This window comes from Streptococcus sp. ALY_211 (genome assembly GCF_058314555.1).
Genome location: NZ_JBZFUN010000001.1, coordinates 73,627 through 88,792, shown reverse-complemented (window position 1 = coordinate 88,792; position 15,166 = coordinate 73,627). Strand labels below are relative to the sequence as shown.

The following is a 15,166-nucleotide window of genomic DNA, read 5'->3' as shown; positions in this document are numbered from 1 at the left end:
GGTTTTGATACCCCTTCTTAATCTTCTTGATCCTCAGCAAAGAGGCTTAGTTCCTGATCGACTAACTCTATACCAGAAACATCAACCAGCTCCTCTAATTGATTAATCCCCATATAGTCTAAAAAATAGTCAGTCGTAGCATAGAGATTGGGACGACCAATCACTTCTTTTTTACCAGCTTCTTTAATCAGATCAAAGGCCAGCAACTTGGCTAAAGCCCCACTGGAATTAACCCCACGAATATCATCGATCTCAACACGAGTGATAGGCTGTTTATAGGCCACAATCGATAAAACTTCAAGGCTGGCACGTGACAAAGACTGATTAATAGGCGCCTTAGCATACTGCTTCAAAAGTTCCGCATGCTTTTCCTTAGTGACCAACTTGTAAGTATTGGAAGACTCCAGCAAACACAAGGCTGACGCTTCATCATCTTCATATCTTTGCTCCAGCTTTTCGAGCTGCTGGCTAAGAGCAGTCGGTGTCAATTCCAACAAAGATGATAATTGCCTAAGGCTGAGACCGTCCTCGCCAGCCACAAAAAGGAGCGCTTCAATCTGTGATAAATAGGTCATGCCTGACTCTCCTCCCCAAGATAGTGCATACGGATATCACCAAAATTTTCCTGCTGCTGGACCTGAACCTTATGTACTTTGATCAGCTCCAAAGTAGCCAAAAATAGGGTGATCACTTCGTTCAAGGAACTTGTATCTGCAAAAATCTCCTGCAAGACAAGACTGCCTTGCTCTTTGAGACGGCTCTCAACCCTCAGCATCATATCCTCGATACGGTAATCATCTCCTGTTATCGTGGTATGGTTGTACTTCATCTCCTCTTGCTTAGCCGCCATAACCTTTGAAAAAGCCAAGTACAAATCCAGAGTCGTCTTATCATACTCAAGAACAGCATCCTCAGAGATAAGCTCTTGCTTAGGCTTTGAGAAATATTTAGCCCTGATCTCATGCTGGGCGGCCAGCTCCTGACTCAAAGCCTTAAAGCGACGGTACTCCTCAATCTGGCTCAGCAAGAGCTGCTCAGGATCTTCCTCAATGGGCGTTTCTTCGACAACTTTTGGAAGTAACTTACGACTCTTGATCAGCATCAGCTGACTGGCCATGACCATATATTCTCCAGCCACTTCTAAACGCATAGCTTTCAAGGTTGAGATATAAGCCAGATACTGCTCAATAACCTCTACAATAGGCACATCGTAGATATCCATTTCATATTTAGAAACCAGATGTAAGAGCAAATCCAGCGGCCCTTCAAAGTCTTTTAGCTTAATATCCATCTCTGTAGTAGTGCTCCAATGTCATTGGGGTTTTAAGCCCTAGTTTTTTCATCAAATCCAGCAGATCCGTCCCTTCTGCTATCTCTCTTATAATGTACTGTTCCCGCAGCTTCTGAGCTGTCAAATCAGGAAAACCCACCTCATCTAAAAAGGCATTGAGTTGGTTAAAAAACCACTGCCTTGAGTAAGTCTGCCCCTTATTATCAAAGAGATAAACGCCGTCACCGGCAAAATCAAAAAGAGGTTTCAAGGACTCTGTCAATGATAAGATACGAACCTGCCCTCCTTTTTTTACCTTAATCACACCAAATTCTTTATCCAGATCAGTCAGCTTGAGCAAAGACAGCTCACTAGGAGATAATCCCAACTCCAAAATTAAAAGGGCAATCCACTTCCCAGAACTGTCAGGACTCTCATAAAATGTTGAAAAATCCAGTCTCGTCACCCTTTCAGGCTCTTTTTTACGACTGTCCCTAACCTTTATGCGGTAAAAATCCTCAACCCTACCTTTTTCATAAAGATAGAGTAAAAACTGATTAACCGCTGAAAGTTTGCGCTTTCTAGCAGCCGGCTTGAGAGCCTTCAAGGATTGTTCATAAAGCTTAAGTTTACTCGTGCTAAGCACACCGTCTACCAGCTGACAAAACTGTTGAAGATCGTACTGATAAGATTTTTGAGAATTCTCTGATAAGGACTTTCCTTCAATAAAAGCAGGAATATCATCCATCAAATGAATCACTGGTATCCTCCTGTTTAAAATTGTGCAGCAGACTGTTAACCGATTTTAAAACCTGCTTACGGGTAATAATCCCAAGAAAGACTCCTGCATCATTGACGACTGGTAAAAAAGGAAAGTCTACCAGCTGATGAAAAATCTCTGTTAGGTCAGCCTGATCACTCAAAACCTCAATATGGTGATTCAGCATAAGGCTAATTTCTAGCTCACTAAGCTGGGCGTCACTAAGTCCATGTTCCCCTTGATACGACAAAATATCTGCCATAGAAATCGTTCCCATATAATGCTTATCGGGCGACATCACAGGGATACGTGAGTAGCCATTACTGGTCAAGAGCAAGACCACATGGCTAACTTTATGATTAGACATAACCAAGGCTAAATCTTCCACAGGTAAGAGATAGTCCTTCTTAAAAGGCAGTAAATAATCCTCAAATTCTTTAGCAATCATCGACTATATTCCTTTGTCAACTCCGGATAAAGCTTATGATCACGTGTATAATACTCTACTAAGATAGTCTTATCAGACAAACTAACCTTAGCATAGAGTTTCTCCATCACAGGACCTCGTGGCTGAGAGACCGACCCAGGATTGATAAAAATAGTCTTACCATGACGCCAACTCTCCGCACGGTGCAGATGACCATAAAGACAAATATCAGCATCCGTCTCCTGAGCCCAAAGATCCAAGCGATCCCAAGTAAAATTGATACCGTATAAATGCCCGTGTGTCTGAGCAATGGTGACACCACCAACTTTAGTCACTAAACGATCTGGATACCCCGGACTAAAATCACAGTTCCCTCCAACAACCTGGACACCTGACCAAATAGGATCATCTGCTGCTAGCTCAGAATCGCCATTATGAAAGAGAGCATCTACTTCAGCTTGATAACGCTCTTTGATCGTTTGAATAATCTCACGATCACCGTGAGAGTCACTCATTACAATGATACTTGCTTCTGCCATTCTGGAAATACCTCCATTAATTTCTTAACAGCCTGACCACGATGGGAGTGCTCGTTTTTTTCTTGAGCGCTGAGCTGGGCGGCTGTACGCCCCGTCTCTCCGACGAGAAAGAGAGGATCGTAGCCAAAGCCATTGTCCCCTTTGGCTTCCATACCAATATAACCAGGCCAATCAGCCTCAACAACCAAGCTATCCTTACCCGGTGCTGCTACGACTAAAGTGGTATGAAATTGAGCAGAGCGCTTTTCCATATCAAAAACCATAGCTAACTCATGTAAGAGCTTGGCATTATTGGCTTCATCAGTCGCATCAGGTCCAGAGAAACGGGCAGACCAGACACCTGGCAAACCGCCTAAAATGTCGACCTTAAGCCCAGAATCATCTGCCAGTACCATTTTACCGGTTAATTTGGAGATCGTCTCAGCCTTTAGGCGGGCATTCTCTTCAAAGGTACTTCCTGTTTCTTCGACTTCAGGTAAGTTTGGATAATCATTAAGATTCTCCACTGAAAAACCCATTTTCTCAAAAATCTGACGAAACTCCCTCGTCTTGCCCTCATTGCGAGTAGCGATCAAAATAGTCTCTCCTAGACCAAGCTCACCAGAAGACTGGCCTAAAAATTCAAGTATCTTTACACCAGAATCAGGCAGATCTACCAACAACAAGCGGTCATCTTCACTGACCAAAACTGCTCCACCACGCTGCTGAACCTTTAGATGCCTATCGTAAGCATCATTGAGCAGATCAGCGATAAAGGCAATCAAACGATAATTAGATGCTCCCTTCTTGATCACAGTCACAGCAAAGCCAGCTTCAAGGCTAGGATCTATCAGCCTAGCTAGCTGAGCGGTCAAGCCAGAAAAATCCTTACTGCCATCCAAGGACTGAATGACTAGACCATCACTACGCTGACCAATTAACCAATCCTGATTATCTTTGTAGTCATAAATTTTATCTGTCATAGGTCTACATGCTCCACATTTAATTCTTGATTCAGCCAGTTTTCAGCGATTTCTTTAAAACTGTCCACACCAGCTGTTGTATAGAAATGATCTTGTCTTCTCGGCGCTTCACGATCATGATTGATCTGAAAGTAATTCAGCAGCACAGAAATATCCCGAACAGTCTCAGCCCCACTATCAATAAGTTTGACCCCATTTCCCATTACATTTTGGATGATAGGGCGCAATAAAGGGTAATGGGTACAGCCCAAAATCATGGTGTCTACCTTGCCTACCAGAGGAGCCAGAGTCTCATAGACGACCTTCTTGGTCACACTGGAATCAATCTGGTTGGACTCAACTAAGGGAACAAACTTGGGGCAGGCCAAGGTTGTCACCTGCATCTGGGGAGCTAGATCGATAATCTTGTGCCTATAAATATCCGACTTAGCAGTCATAGCTGTCCCAATGACACCGATCCGTTCATTTCTAGTTGATTTAATGGCAGCACTGGCCCCAGGTAGCACCACTCCCAAAACTGGAATATCCAGCTTGGCCTTGACCTCTTCCCAGACAACTGCTGTTGCTGTGTTACAAGCAATGACAATCATCTTAACATCTTTTTCCAGCAAGAAATTGACCAACTGCCATGTAAACTCACGAATCTGTTCAGCAGGTCTTGGACCATAAGGAGCCCTAGCTGAATCACCAATATAAATAATCTCTTCATGGGGGAGCTGTCTCATAAGCTCACGAACCACTGTTAAGCCCCCAACACCAGAGTCCAAAAAACCGATAGGTCTATTATCCATCCCATTTTCCTTGATTATGCTAAAAGATCAAATTCCCATTCATCAGAAACTTAGATCACACACCCTCATCATAAGCAATAGAGGCTGGAAACCAGCGTCCCAACCTCTCCAACTTGCTTATTTTTTCACATTTGCAGCCGCCTTGGACTGTTTGATAATATTGCGGTAAGTCTGCTGAACTTTAGCTTCATTGGGCTTTTGCCCCATAGCGCTCATCATCTCACGGATAGCATCCGGTGTCAAACGAGGGTATTCAGCAATTTCCTTAGTGAACTGACGGCGAGCAATATAAGCGCCCAAAAACATGCCCCCCAAAAGAGCAACTGCAACCAATAAAATAACTAACCAAGCTTGGATCATGATAGGTCTCCTAGAATTTTTTTACATAATTTATTATAACAGATTGAACCCCTATTGACAATGAACAAGAAATCACTGCGCCTAGTCGGAGAAATTGGCTAAACAAATAAGGCTGAGCACTTTTGTCTCAACCTCAGATTACTAACTTTCTTCAACACACTTTTCCAGAGAGCTACGATTTTTAACTAGAAATCAAACCCCTCAATAGTAGCGAAATAATCTTCCGGAGTTTCAGCACGGCGGACCATCTTGGCGCTACCATTTTCTTGAAGAAGGATTTCCGCCGAACGCAAACGTCCATTGTACTGGTAGCCCATAGAAAAACCATGTGCTCCTGAATCATGAATCACTAGAAGGTCTCCAACACGCGCTTGCGGCAACTCACGATTTTTCGCAAATTTGTCATTATTCTCACACAAAGAACCAACGACATCTACAACCTCCAGCAAACCATCAGGGTTACTAATATTGGTGATATGATGATAGGCATTGTACATAGCAGGACGCAAAAGATTGACCGCACTAGCATCCACACCAATATAACGACGATAGGTCTGCTTACGATGTAGCACCTTGGTAATCAAATGACCATGAGGAGCCAGCATGAAACGTCCCAATTCAGTAAAGATACGAATGTTACCTAGCCCATTTGGCACCAAAATTTCTTCAAATTTTTGACGAACACCTTCACCAATAGCAAGAATATCATTTTGTTTATTAGCAGGGCTATAATCCACACCGATACCACCCGACAGATTGATAAAGCTCAGTTCAACGCCCGCTTCTTCTCTAATTTCAAGGGCTAACTCAAATAATTGACCAGCCAAGGTTGGGTAGTAGTCATTGGTCACAGTATTTGAAGCCAAGAAAGCATGAAGCCCAAAAGTCTTGACACCTTTAGCTTTTAGGTCCTTATAGGCTTGCAAGAGCTGAGCCTTGGTCATGCCAAATTTAGACTCCTCAGGATGATCCATAATATCAGTCCCTAGAGAAAAGACCCCTCCTGGATTGTATCGTAAAGAGACTGTCTCAGGCAAACCAGCAGCTTCCTCTAAAAAAGCGATATGCTCATAGGCATCCAGATTGATCATAGCTCCTACCTCACGTGCATAAACAAATTCTCGAGCCTGCGTATCGTTCGACGTAAAACTAATATCCTCAATCCCAAGACGCTGGGCCATCATCAGCTCAACCTCCGTTGCACAGTCAACCCCACAGCCTTCTTCCTGAAGGATTTTTAAGATGGTCGGATTCGGTGTTGCCTTGACTGCGAAGTATTCCTTAAAGCCAGGATTCCAAGAAAAAGCCTGATTAACTGCCCGAGCCGTCTCACGGATCCCCTTTTCGTCATAGAGATGAAAGGGTGTTGGAAATTCCGCCGTTATACGTTCCAATTCTTCTTTTGTGACAAATGGTGTTTTCATAGTCGCCCCCTGAAATGATAATGACTTCATTATAGCATAGATAAAAATAGGGAGCTAGAGAATCTTTTGACCTCATAAGCCCCCATTTCATTATTATCTTATCCAAGCATAAGCATAGGATCTACTCAACTGACTTAAGCGCTTCTAACATATCCACCGTCTTTAACCTACGGTAGACAATCCATCCTAGGACACTCAAGATAAGACTGATGACAACTAGCGGAATCGCATAAACATGACTAGCCACCGTACTAGGGTAAACCGTATCCTTACTCATCATTGCAATAATCGCATGGTGTAAATAATAACCGCCAATCACCCCTAACACCATACCAACACCAGATAGCAAAATCGTTTCCCGATAGATATACAACATCACTTCACGGCTGTGAAATCCTAATACCTTGATGGTCGAGAGCTCCCGAATCCGCTCAGCAAGGTTGATATTGGTTAAATTATAGAGAATGACAATCGCTAAAGAAATAGAAACGAGAATTAAAATAATCATAGAGGCATTAAGCCCGTGTACAGCTGTCTTCACCGTTCGAATCGTAGAAGAGTTTTGTCTTAGAGACGTAACCCCCTTTAATGTCAACAGATAGCTAGATTGGTCAGAAATATTTTCTTGCGACCCATTGCGCAATTGGATCAAATCACTATTATGCACCGCCTTTTGCGCAAAAACACTTTGATAATAGGCATCTGTCATCACAATATAGTGACCAACATTCATATCAATGATCCCTGCAACGGCCACACTACGCCTATTTCCTTCTTCATCTCTGAGTTGAAATTTATCGCCCTTTTTGACACCGTAAAAATCAGCTAATTTTTTCGACAGCAAGACCCCTCTCTGACTTAAATGAAGAGCTTTACCAGTGCTAGCATCCCTTAATTTAAACAGGTCTCCCAAGTCCTTTTGATCCGTAGATATAATAGAAATAGTCTTCTTCTCATCTAGTCCTTTAATATGCTCATCGATCGTTTGCATATGGATAGCTTGGTGACTCGATACCTTATCAGACCGCAAAAAGGCATCGACCTTCTGCTTCTCTTTTTCACTAGCCAGGTCATTGCGTAAAATCAACATATCATAAGGCATCAACTGATTAAACTGGCGGTCAACAATTTTTCCTAGAGAAGATTGTAAACCTAATCCGGCAAACAAAAGTGCTACAGAACCAGCCACACCAAAAATAGTCATCGCCATTCGCTGCTTATAGCGAAAAATATTTCTCATGGTAACCTTTTGCGTAAAGCTCAGACCACGCCAAATAAATCCAATTCTCTCCAACAATATCTTGGAGCCCTCAACCGGAGGTTTAGGACGTAGAAGCTGAGCTGGCTTTTCTCCCAACTCCCTCCTAGCGACCAGAAAAGCTGGTAAAACAGCACTGATCAAGGCCAACAACACCGCTAAACTCGTATAGGACCAATAGAAATAGAAATACGGCTTGCCCAACGTAGTTAGCTTGCTAGGATTTTGCGTCAAAATACCAGGAAACCAATAATGCCCCCCAAAAATACCAAGAATCGTACCTACCATACTAGCAGCCAATCCATAGATGACAAACTTTTTAAGAACATCCCTATCTGAATATCCCAGAGACTTGAGAATACCAGCATTATGCCGTTCCTCATTGACAAATCGAGTCATGGTTGTAAAAGTCACCAAAGCAGCCACGAGATAGAGCACCAGTGGAAAAATATCACCGATACGACTAATATTGCGACTGATATCACCATAAGTACGATAGCCATCCCCACCAGAAATAGTTGATCGACTGTAGGTTTTATAGCTAGGGGTTTTCAAATCCTGGAGAGCCGACTGACCTGACTTAATACTAGCTTGTTTCTGAGCCAGCTTATTCTTGCCCTGAAGGATGGCAGCTTGGGCCTGCTTTCCTTGCTCCCCTCTCAGATAGGAAAGCAGGGTCTCTTGTTCTTTCAGTTGCTGACTAGCTTGATCCACCTGGTCTTGAGCACGATCAAGAACAGCCCCTTGATCCTTTTTTATCTCAGCTAATCGCTCCTTTCCATTATCTGAGAGACTATCATCCAACGCTTTTTGCCGTTCTTCCAACTTCTCCTTATAATCAGTAGAGTAAGGATTAAGACTATCCAAGGCCCGATAGCGTAAACGTGCTAAATTATACACAGGACTAGAAAAGCTGGATTGTGATGTCACTGCATAAGCCTCTAGGTTACCATTACCAGCCGTTGAACTACCGAGATCTTCTCTTGACCAGATTTCAGAAGAATTCACAAAACCAACAACCTTGTAGCTAGTTTGCTTTAAAACGTTTTGCTTATCTTGACTAAAATGAATCCGATCTCCCAACCGATAGTCCTTCTTCAAGGAAGAGGACAAGGCTATCTCATCGGCCTTACTGGGAAGATTTCCTGATAAGATCTCATAGGAGGAAAGACTCTTTGTCTTAGAAAATAGCCGAACGGCCTTATCTTTTCCTGTGATACTGACATCTGTCATATAACCATAATCTACCTTAGCCCCTCTGAGCTTTGCTAATTCTTTTTGATCAGCTTTACTAAAACCAGCACTAGCCACAACAGAGAGATCCATAGCCTGATGCTCCTGTAAATAGCGACCTGCTGTACGTTCCATATCAGGACTGGTCATCTTGAGCCCAATCAAGGCAAAAGATCCTAGAAACATCAAAATCATAATTGACATAAAACGACCACTAGAACTGGTAAAAGTTTTGCCAATGTCCTTCCAAAATATTTTTTTCATATGACTGCCTCCTAATATTCCAAGCTAGCGATGTCTTGAGGGTGTTCATTGAGCTCCATACGGCTGACCTTCCCATCGTGCATATGGATAAGACGATCAGCTATCGGTGCTAAAGCCGAGTTATGCGTCACAATGATAACTGTGGCTCCCTGCTTTCGAGACATATCTTGCAAAATTTGCAACACCTGTTTACCAGTCTGATAATCCAAAGCTCCTGTCGGCTCATCACAAAGTAAAATCTTAGGATTTTTAGCAATAGCACGAGCAATAGAAACCCTTTGTTGCTCTCCTCCTGACAGCTGAGCCGGAAAGTTATTAAGCCGCTGTCCTAAGCCTACATCACTGAGCACTTCTACCGCATCTCTAGCATCGCTAACAATTTCAGAAGCCAGTTCAACATTTTCCTTAGCCGTTAAGTTTGGAACAAGATTATAAAACTGAAAGACAAAACCAACAGCTGTCCGACGATAATCGGTCAACTGCTTGGCACTAAAGCCAGAAATATCCGTCCCATCTATAATGACCTGACCTTCATCATTACTATCCATACCTCCTAAAATATTAAGCACAGTTGATTTTCCTGCCCCCGAAGCACCAAGAATAATAACTAATTCTCCCTTTTCAATATCAAAACTAACATCCTCATTAGCCACAATCTCTGTATCACCCATCTGATAACGTTTGAATAAACGCTTCAATTCAATATAAGCCATCACAAGCCTCTCCTTAATCTTATTTTCCCCTACATTATAAGAGAATATAAGAGCCATTTAAATGCCTAAATATTGACACCCTGTCAAGCAAAACAAGACTTAAACCTAAGCAAATTAAGCCATTAAAGCATACCAATCTCTCAAATTAAGAGAAGACTTGACGACCTGTCAATTTTTTAATAAGATTGACTGTACTATACAGGAGGTCTTATGGTTCAAGGTAGCAGAGAAAGTATTATCAATGCAGTATTTCGTATCGCCTCAAAAAATCCAGACAAAAGTGACCTGAGTATGACTGAGATTGCTAAAGAAGCCGGTATGTCACGACAAGCCATCTACCAAAAGCATTTTAACAGCGTAGATGATATATTTGAATACATCCATCATACGATGACCAAAGATGTCTTTGCAGCTTTTAAACAAGGTATGGCAGACCCTAGTATCCACTCCATCTACGAAACAGTCACCAAATATGTTATTCCAAAAATCTACGAAAGGCGGATATGGGCACGCATCCTCTACCATACCTCTATTGATAACAAGATATTTAATTTCCTAGAAAAGGAATACCTCAGGCTTCTCCAAGAATCTAAAACCATTGATATTATGAACAATAGTCCCTTGGCAACAGCCAGTACCATCAAAATCGTAATCAATTATATTTTTGCCCTAATTGGTGAATGGGTCGCTGAAGATTTCCCAGTGCCACCAGATGTATTTGCTGAAACCTTCTTAACCTTCATGTCAACTGCACCAAAAGAACTAATCGATGCCAAGCCAAAAGCCAACCAGAAAACTTAAGCAAAAAAACAAGGCTGAGAATTTTCTCAGCCTTATTTTATATTATTCTCCTAAAGCAAAATGACCTTACATTTTCCTGAGTAAAGTCCTATTGCAAAGAAAAACAGACTAAAAAAGCTAGCAACATTAGTTGCTAGCTCATTATTTGTTGTCTGACAAATAATCTTTTTTGGGAACTTAATAAAATTAAGCTTCGATTTCTGAAACGATACCTGAACCAACAGTACGTCCACCTTCACGAATAGAGAAAGTAGTACCTTGTTCAACAGCGATTGGGTGGATCAATTCAACATCGATAGTAACGTTATCACCAGGCATAACCATTTCAGTACCTGCTGGCAATTCGATTGAACCAGTTACGTCAGTTGTACGGAAGTAGAACTGTGGACGGTAGTTGTTGAAGAATGGTGTGTGACGTCCACCTTCATCTTTAGAAAGGATATAAACTTCACCCTTGAATTTAGTGTGTGGATGAATTGAACCAGGTGCAGCCAATACTTGACCACGTTCGATTTCATCACGTTGGATACCACGAAGAAGGACACCAACGTTATCTCCAGCCATACCTTCATCAAGTTGTTTACGGAACATTTCAACACCAGTAACAACTGCTTTTTCGATTTCGTCTTTGATACCAACGATTTCAACTTCATCATTGACATGGATAGTACCACGGTCAATACGTCCTGAAGCAACAGTACCACGACCAGTGATTGAGAATACGTCTTCGACTGGAAGCAACAATGGTTTGTCAGTGTCACGTTCTGGATCTGGGATGTATTCATCAACAGTGTTCATCAAGTCCATGATGATGTCTTCGTATTTAGTGTCACCTTCAAGAGCTTTAAGAGCTGAACCTTGGATAACTGGAAGATCGTCACCTGGGAAGTCGTATTCTGACAAGAGGTCACGGATTTCCATTTCAACCAATTCAAGCAATTCTTCATCGTCAACCAAGTCAACCTTGTTCATGAAGACGATAAGGTTCTTAACACCAACTTGGCGTGAAAGCAAGATGTGCTCACGAGTTTGTGGCATTGGTCCGTCAGTAGATGCTACTACAAGGATAGCTCCGTCCATTTGAGCGGCACCAGTGATCATGTTTTTAACGTAGTCCGCGTGTCCTGGGGCGTCAATGTGAGCATAGTGACGCTTTTCAGTTTCATACTCAACGTGTGCAGTGTTGATTGTGATACCGCGTTCGCGTTCTTCTGGAGCAGCATCAATAGACGCATAGTCTTTTGGTTGGTTAACTGCTGTAGGCAAGCGACGTGCCAATACAGTAGTGATAGCTGCTGTCAAAGTAGTTTTACCATGGTCAACGTGTCCGATAGTACCAATGTTAACGTGTGGTTTACTACGATCGTATTTTTCTTTTGCCATTTAGGAAAAGCCTCCAATAAAATATATTTTATAGATAGACAGTAGGCAATACAGTCTAACTTTACCCTATTATTCTATCAAAATGTTTTAGAAAATCAAGTTTTTATACTCTATTTGCTAATTTATTCATGTTCAAGGTCATAATAGGGCTGCATAGGAGTGGAACTTCCAATGCTAGAAGCATAGATCCAAGATTTTCCTTCTAACTGTTCAAAATTTTCAGCTCTACCAGTAACAATAACACCAGCAAATCTTAATTGATCAATGCTTTTTTGATCAGTAAAATCCGTCTTCTCAAATTTCTTACGATAGTCTATCACATCTTGGAAAACATTTGTTCCACTCACATAAGAATGCGGTACTACTTTTTCAGCGGCTTTCAAATCATCAATAAAGGTTCTTTGCTCTCCTTTATCTTCAACTTTCTGTATGCTATCTGCGCCCGCACCATAAATCTGGTCAATGCGATAATCTGATGTATCTAGCTGACTCCTTGTACCAATCCAATAAAAATTTGTCTTTAGGTTATCAGGAATCATCTTTCTAATTTCAGACAAACTGTAAGCCTTATCAAAACTTAATGCAACTTCGACTAACTGATGATCCATTTCTTTGACTAGAGGTAGTTCCTGACTAACCTTATCATAAACTGTTAACTCTTTAGTCTTCGTATTAAAGAAAACCGGTAATTTACTACGATTGCTACGACTATAGGTGGCTCCTTGACTGTAACTATTGCCATCCAAGCTATCATCCTTGTAATTCCCTGATAAAGAATATTCCTCCTCATATGGACTAAATGCAACTGGCACACCGTCTAAATCTTTGTAGCGATCCGCATGAACCCTACCTGAAAATTGAGAATCAGCTTTAAAATAGAGACTATCTGAAACAATATTAGGATAGGCAATACTCGATAAGGCCTCATACCTTTTCATAACAGTATTGGCATTGTGGGAGGTTACTGTCTTTAAAAGACTTACAGCCACAAAGTAGCTAACCAAAGTGAGGCATAGGGATATGACCACAGTTTTAACCATATTTTTCCGCTTACTTTTTCGGACAATTCTTTCAAAATCATTTGAAGTCTTCATAAGTATAACCTTCTTTCTCTAAGATCTTTTTCAACTGACGACGCCCCCTCATCAAATCAACCTTAACCTTACTGGTTGAGATCTGTAGCACTTGAGATATTTCTTCAACTGAAAAATCTTGAAAGTAATACAGATCAATGACCCAGCGAAAACTATCTCTCAACTCCAAAAGGGCTTGGTAAAGGGGCTCGTAATCAATTCGTGTGAACTCGATCACCTTTTCTTGTCGGAAGAAATCTTTTTGGAGGATATCAAGATACTTCCTATCGCGACGATAAAGGTCAATATAGCGTCGAACTGCTGTTCGATACATCCAAGCACGCATTTTTTCAGATGGTAACACAATGGTGCTTTCCAGCAATTTGACCAAGGTATCTTGACAAACATCGCTAGCCTGAGCAGAACTAGCTCCCGACTTTTGTAAATAATACGAAATCTCCTCCGCAATCGCTACGAGTTCTTTTTCATAATTATCTAGTTTGATTACTGTCACCTCCTTCTTCACTAATATAACGATTTAGATAAGATTTAGTTACAAAAAATATCATAATTATAATCTTTTTAAATCAGTCTAACAGCATTTCTTGTAGATTTTCTAAAATACAAAAGCACTCCAAAAGTTAGATTTTTTATCTAACTTTTGGAGTGCGGCTATTCCTCTAGACTCTTCCTTGTCTGACTATCTAGTCCTACTCTAGGGCATTCTAACAATAGGTTTGATCACAGATCCGTCAGCAGAATCTAAGAATGCTTGATTGATTTCATTAAAATCGTAGAATTTCACCAGCTTATCAAATGGGAAACGTCCCTCCTTGTAGAAAGCAACAAGATCAGGGATAAAAATTTGTGGTACAGCATCACCCTCAACCACACCGATTAAAGATTTACTTTCAGCCATAATCTCATTATGAATATCGATCTCCATCTCAGGTGTAAAACCAACAACAGCCAAGCTTCCCATCGGCATCAAAGCTCGTAAAGCAGCTCTAACCACACTAGGAACTCCTGTCGTATCAACCCCATATTCTGCACCATTTCCTGTAATAGCTTTAACTGTTTCAACAATATCTTCCACTTTACTATTAATGGTGTGAGTGGCCCCCAGCTCCTTAGCTAGCGCTAAACGATTGTCGTAAATATCCACAGCAATGATGTTTTTACAGCCGATAAGTTTTGCAGCCATTATTGCGCTCAAGCCTACTGCCCCAGTCCCATAAACTACGATCGAGGAACCAAATTCAGGTCTCAAGCGATTCAAAACAGTACCGCTCCCAGTTTGAATACCGCATCCCAATGGCCCTAAAAGAGCAATATCCACCTCTTTATCTACCTTAACAACATTAGTTTCTTTGGCAATGGAATAAGTCCCAAATGATGATTGCCCAAAGAAGCTAGAGACTTCCTGCCCCTCTTGGCTCAAGGGCGTCGTACCATCTAAAAAGCGTCCACTAAAATTAATCGGTCCACAGTGGATACAATTAGCTGGATGACCACTGAGGCAGTTGACACAATGACCACAGTAAGCAAAAGACAGCACCACATGATCCCCTGGTTGGACACTGGTAACAAAATCACCAACCTTCTCAACAATGCCGGCCCCTTCATGACCTAGGACAACAGGATAAGGCGTCACGCCAAAATCACGCCCAATAGCATCCGTATGGCAAATACCCGTCGCAACAATTTTGATCAATACCTCATCAGCTTGAGGTTCCCGAAGCTCCAGCTCTTCTGTTTCCAAAGCTTGTCCTTGCTCCTTAGCGAGTGCTGCGGTAATCTTCATCTTCATCTCCTCCTGCTACTTCTTAAACGTTATGAATCCGTTTTCATGGGCAGTATAGCATCTTTTACTAGCAGTTGCAACCAAAATTAAATCAAAAGTTATCA

At 41.7% G+C, this 15,166-nt stretch carries 16 protein-coding genes; 1 reads left to right on the top strand and 15 read right to left on the bottom strand.

The features are described from left to right. Window positions 1–17: 17 nt before the first annotated feature. The 11 genes from scpB to AC4HAJ_RS00410 all read right to left on the bottom strand — a co-directional run bounded on the left by scpB (window position 18) and on the right by AC4HAJ_RS00410 (window position 10,001). Window positions 18–575, bottom strand: coding sequence for an SMC-Scp complex subunit ScpB (gene scpB / locus AC4HAJ_RS00460; protein ID WP_491078189.1), 558 nt, complete (start codon window positions 573–575; stop codon window positions 18–20). Continuing rightward, a complete protein-coding gene (locus tag AC4HAJ_RS00455) occupies window positions 572–1,291 on the bottom strand; it encodes a segregation/condensation protein A (protein WP_491078188.1) in 720 nt (239 codons plus the stop codon). Before AC4HAJ_RS00455 ends, scpB begins: the two co-directional genes overlap by 4 nt. Further along, window positions 1,281–2,018 carry a site-specific tyrosine recombinase XerD gene (gene xerD, locus AC4HAJ_RS00450; protein ID WP_491078474.1) on the bottom strand — a complete coding sequence of 246 codons (738 nt, stop codon included), beginning with the start codon at window positions 2,016–2,018 and terminating at the stop codon, window positions 1,281–1,283. The genes AC4HAJ_RS00455 and xerD overlap by 11 nt, the downstream gene beginning before the upstream one ends. Further along, window positions 2,011–2,478, bottom strand: coding sequence for a cyclic-di-AMP-binding protein CbpB (gene cbpB / locus AC4HAJ_RS00445; protein WP_491078187.1), 468 nt, complete (start codon window positions 2,476–2,478; stop codon window positions 2,011–2,013). Before cbpB ends, xerD begins: the two co-directional genes overlap by 8 nt. Further along, complete coding sequence (locus AC4HAJ_RS00440) at window positions 2,475–2,996, bottom strand: metallophosphoesterase (RefSeq protein WP_491078186.1); 522 nt, start codon at window positions 2,994–2,996, stop codon at window positions 2,475–2,477. Before AC4HAJ_RS00440 ends, cbpB begins: the two co-directional genes overlap by 4 nt. Further along, complete coding sequence (locus tag AC4HAJ_RS00435) at window positions 2,972–3,958, bottom strand: nucleoside-triphosphate diphosphatase (RefSeq protein WP_491078185.1); 987 nt, start codon at window positions 3,956–3,958, stop codon at window positions 2,972–2,974. Before AC4HAJ_RS00435 ends, AC4HAJ_RS00440 begins: the two co-directional genes overlap by 25 nt. Next, window positions 3,955–4,749: a glutamate racemase gene (racE, locus tag AC4HAJ_RS00430; protein ID WP_491078184.1), complete on the bottom strand. Its 795-nt coding sequence runs from the start codon at window positions 4,747–4,749 to the stop codon at window positions 3,955–3,957. The genes AC4HAJ_RS00435 and racE overlap by 4 nt, the downstream gene beginning before the upstream one ends. A 117-nt stretch (window positions 4,750–4,866) precedes the next feature. Further along, window positions 4,867–5,106 carry a YneF family protein gene (locus AC4HAJ_RS00425; protein ID WP_491078473.1) on the bottom strand — a complete coding sequence of 80 codons (240 nt, stop codon included), beginning with the start codon at window positions 5,104–5,106 and terminating at the stop codon, window positions 4,867–4,869. 188 nt (window positions 5,107–5,294) lie between these two features. Continuing rightward, the gene (locus tag AC4HAJ_RS00420; RefSeq protein WP_491078183.1) at window positions 5,295–6,533 is read right to left on the bottom strand and encodes a diaminopimelate decarboxylase; all 1,239 of its coding nucleotides are present in this window, start codon (window positions 6,531–6,533) and stop codon (window positions 5,295–5,297) included. Between the two features lie 121 nt (window positions 6,534–6,654). Next, entirely contained in the window at window positions 6,655–9,288 is a 2,634-nt protein-coding gene (locus AC4HAJ_RS00415) for an FtsX-like permease family protein (RefSeq protein WP_491078182.1), read from the bottom strand. 11 nt (window positions 9,289–9,299) lie between these two features. Next, window positions 9,300–10,001, bottom strand: coding sequence for an ABC transporter ATP-binding protein (locus AC4HAJ_RS00410; protein WP_491078181.1), 702 nt, complete (start codon window positions 9,999–10,001; stop codon window positions 9,300–9,302). Window positions 10,002–10,211: 210 nt separating this feature from the next. Between AC4HAJ_RS00410 and AC4HAJ_RS00405 the strand changes: the two genes are divergently transcribed. Beyond that, window positions 10,212–10,802: a TetR/AcrR family transcriptional regulator gene (locus tag AC4HAJ_RS00405; RefSeq protein ID WP_491078180.1), complete on the top strand. Its 591-nt coding sequence runs from the start codon at window positions 10,212–10,214 to the stop codon at window positions 10,800–10,802. 186 nt (window positions 10,803–10,988) lie between these two features. On the opposite strand, the gene tuf is transcribed toward AC4HAJ_RS00405, so the two are convergent. From tuf to AC4HAJ_RS00385, 4 genes are all read right to left on the bottom strand, one after another. Beyond that, the gene (gene tuf / locus AC4HAJ_RS00400; RefSeq protein WP_491078179.1) at window positions 10,989–12,185 is read right to left on the bottom strand and encodes an elongation factor Tu; all 1,197 of its coding nucleotides are present in this window, start codon (window positions 12,183–12,185) and stop codon (window positions 10,989–10,991) included. A 122-nt stretch (window positions 12,186–12,307) separates the two neighbouring features. Beyond that, a complete protein-coding gene (locus tag AC4HAJ_RS00395) occupies window positions 12,308–13,279 on the bottom strand; it encodes an anti sigma factor C-terminal domain-containing protein (protein WP_491078178.1) in 972 nt (323 codons plus the stop codon). Then, the gene (locus AC4HAJ_RS00390; RefSeq protein ID WP_491078177.1) at window positions 13,263–13,772 is read right to left on the bottom strand and encodes an RNA polymerase sigma factor; all 510 of its coding nucleotides are present in this window, start codon (window positions 13,770–13,772) and stop codon (window positions 13,263–13,265) included. The genes AC4HAJ_RS00395 and AC4HAJ_RS00390 overlap by 17 nt, the downstream gene beginning before the upstream one ends. Before the next feature lie 201 nt (window positions 13,773–13,973). Next, window positions 13,974–15,062 (bottom strand): NAD(P)-dependent alcohol dehydrogenase, encoded by a 1,089-nt coding sequence (locus AC4HAJ_RS00385; protein ID WP_491078176.1) that lies wholly within the window; start codon window positions 15,060–15,062, stop codon window positions 13,974–13,976. Window positions 15,063–15,166: the final 104 nt, after the last annotated feature.

Bases quoted from the DNA above. Each gene is read 5' to 3' on its own strand.
- xerD (WP_491078474.1), bottom strand. From the start codon at position 2,018: ATGGATGATATTCCTGCTTTTATTGAAGGAAAGTCCTTATCAGAGAAT.
- AC4HAJ_RS00440 (WP_491078186.1), bottom strand. From the start codon at position 2,996: ATGGCAGAAGCAAGTATCATTGTAATGAGTGACTCTCACGGTGATCGT.
- racE (WP_491078184.1), bottom strand. From the start codon at position 4,749: ATGGATAATAGACCTATCGGTTTTTTGGACTCTGGTGTTGGGGGCTTA.
- AC4HAJ_RS00435 (WP_491078185.1), bottom strand. From the start codon at position 3,958: ATGACAGATAAAATTTATGACTACAAAGATAATCAGGATTGGTTAATT.
- AC4HAJ_RS00405 (WP_491078180.1), top strand. From the start codon at position 10,212: ATGGTTCAAGGTAGCAGAGAAAGTATTATCAATGCAGTATTTCGTATC.
- AC4HAJ_RS00385 (WP_491078176.1), bottom strand. From the start codon at position 15,062: ATGAAGATTACCGCAGCACTCGCTAAGGAGCAAGGACAAGCTTTGGAA.
- AC4HAJ_RS00415 (WP_491078182.1), bottom strand. From the start codon at position 9,288: ATGAAAAAAATATTTTGGAAGGACATTGGCAAAACTTTTACCAGTTCT.
- AC4HAJ_RS00395 (WP_491078178.1), bottom strand. From the start codon at position 13,279: ATGAAGACTTCAAATGATTTTGAAAGAATTGTCCGAAAAAGTAAGCGG.
- tuf (WP_491078179.1), bottom strand. From the start codon at position 12,185: ATGGCAAAAGAAAAATACGATCGTAGTAAACCACACGTTAACATTGGT.
- AC4HAJ_RS00455 (WP_491078188.1), bottom strand. From the start codon at position 1,291: ATGGATATTAAGCTAAAAGACTTTGAAGGGCCGCTGGATTTGCTCTTA.
- AC4HAJ_RS00420 (WP_491078183.1), bottom strand. From the start codon at position 6,533: ATGAAAACACCATTTGTCACAAAAGAAGAATTGGAACGTATAACGGCG.
- scpB (WP_491078189.1), bottom strand. From the start codon at position 575: ATGACCTATTTATCACAGATTGAAGCGCTCCTTTTTGTGGCTGGCGAG.
- cbpB (WP_491078187.1), bottom strand. From the start codon at position 2,478: ATGATTGCTAAAGAATTTGAGGATTATTTACTGCCTTTTAAGAAGGAC.
- AC4HAJ_RS00410 (WP_491078181.1), bottom strand. From the start codon at position 10,001: ATGGCTTATATTGAATTGAAGCGTTTATTCAAACGTTATCAGATGGGT.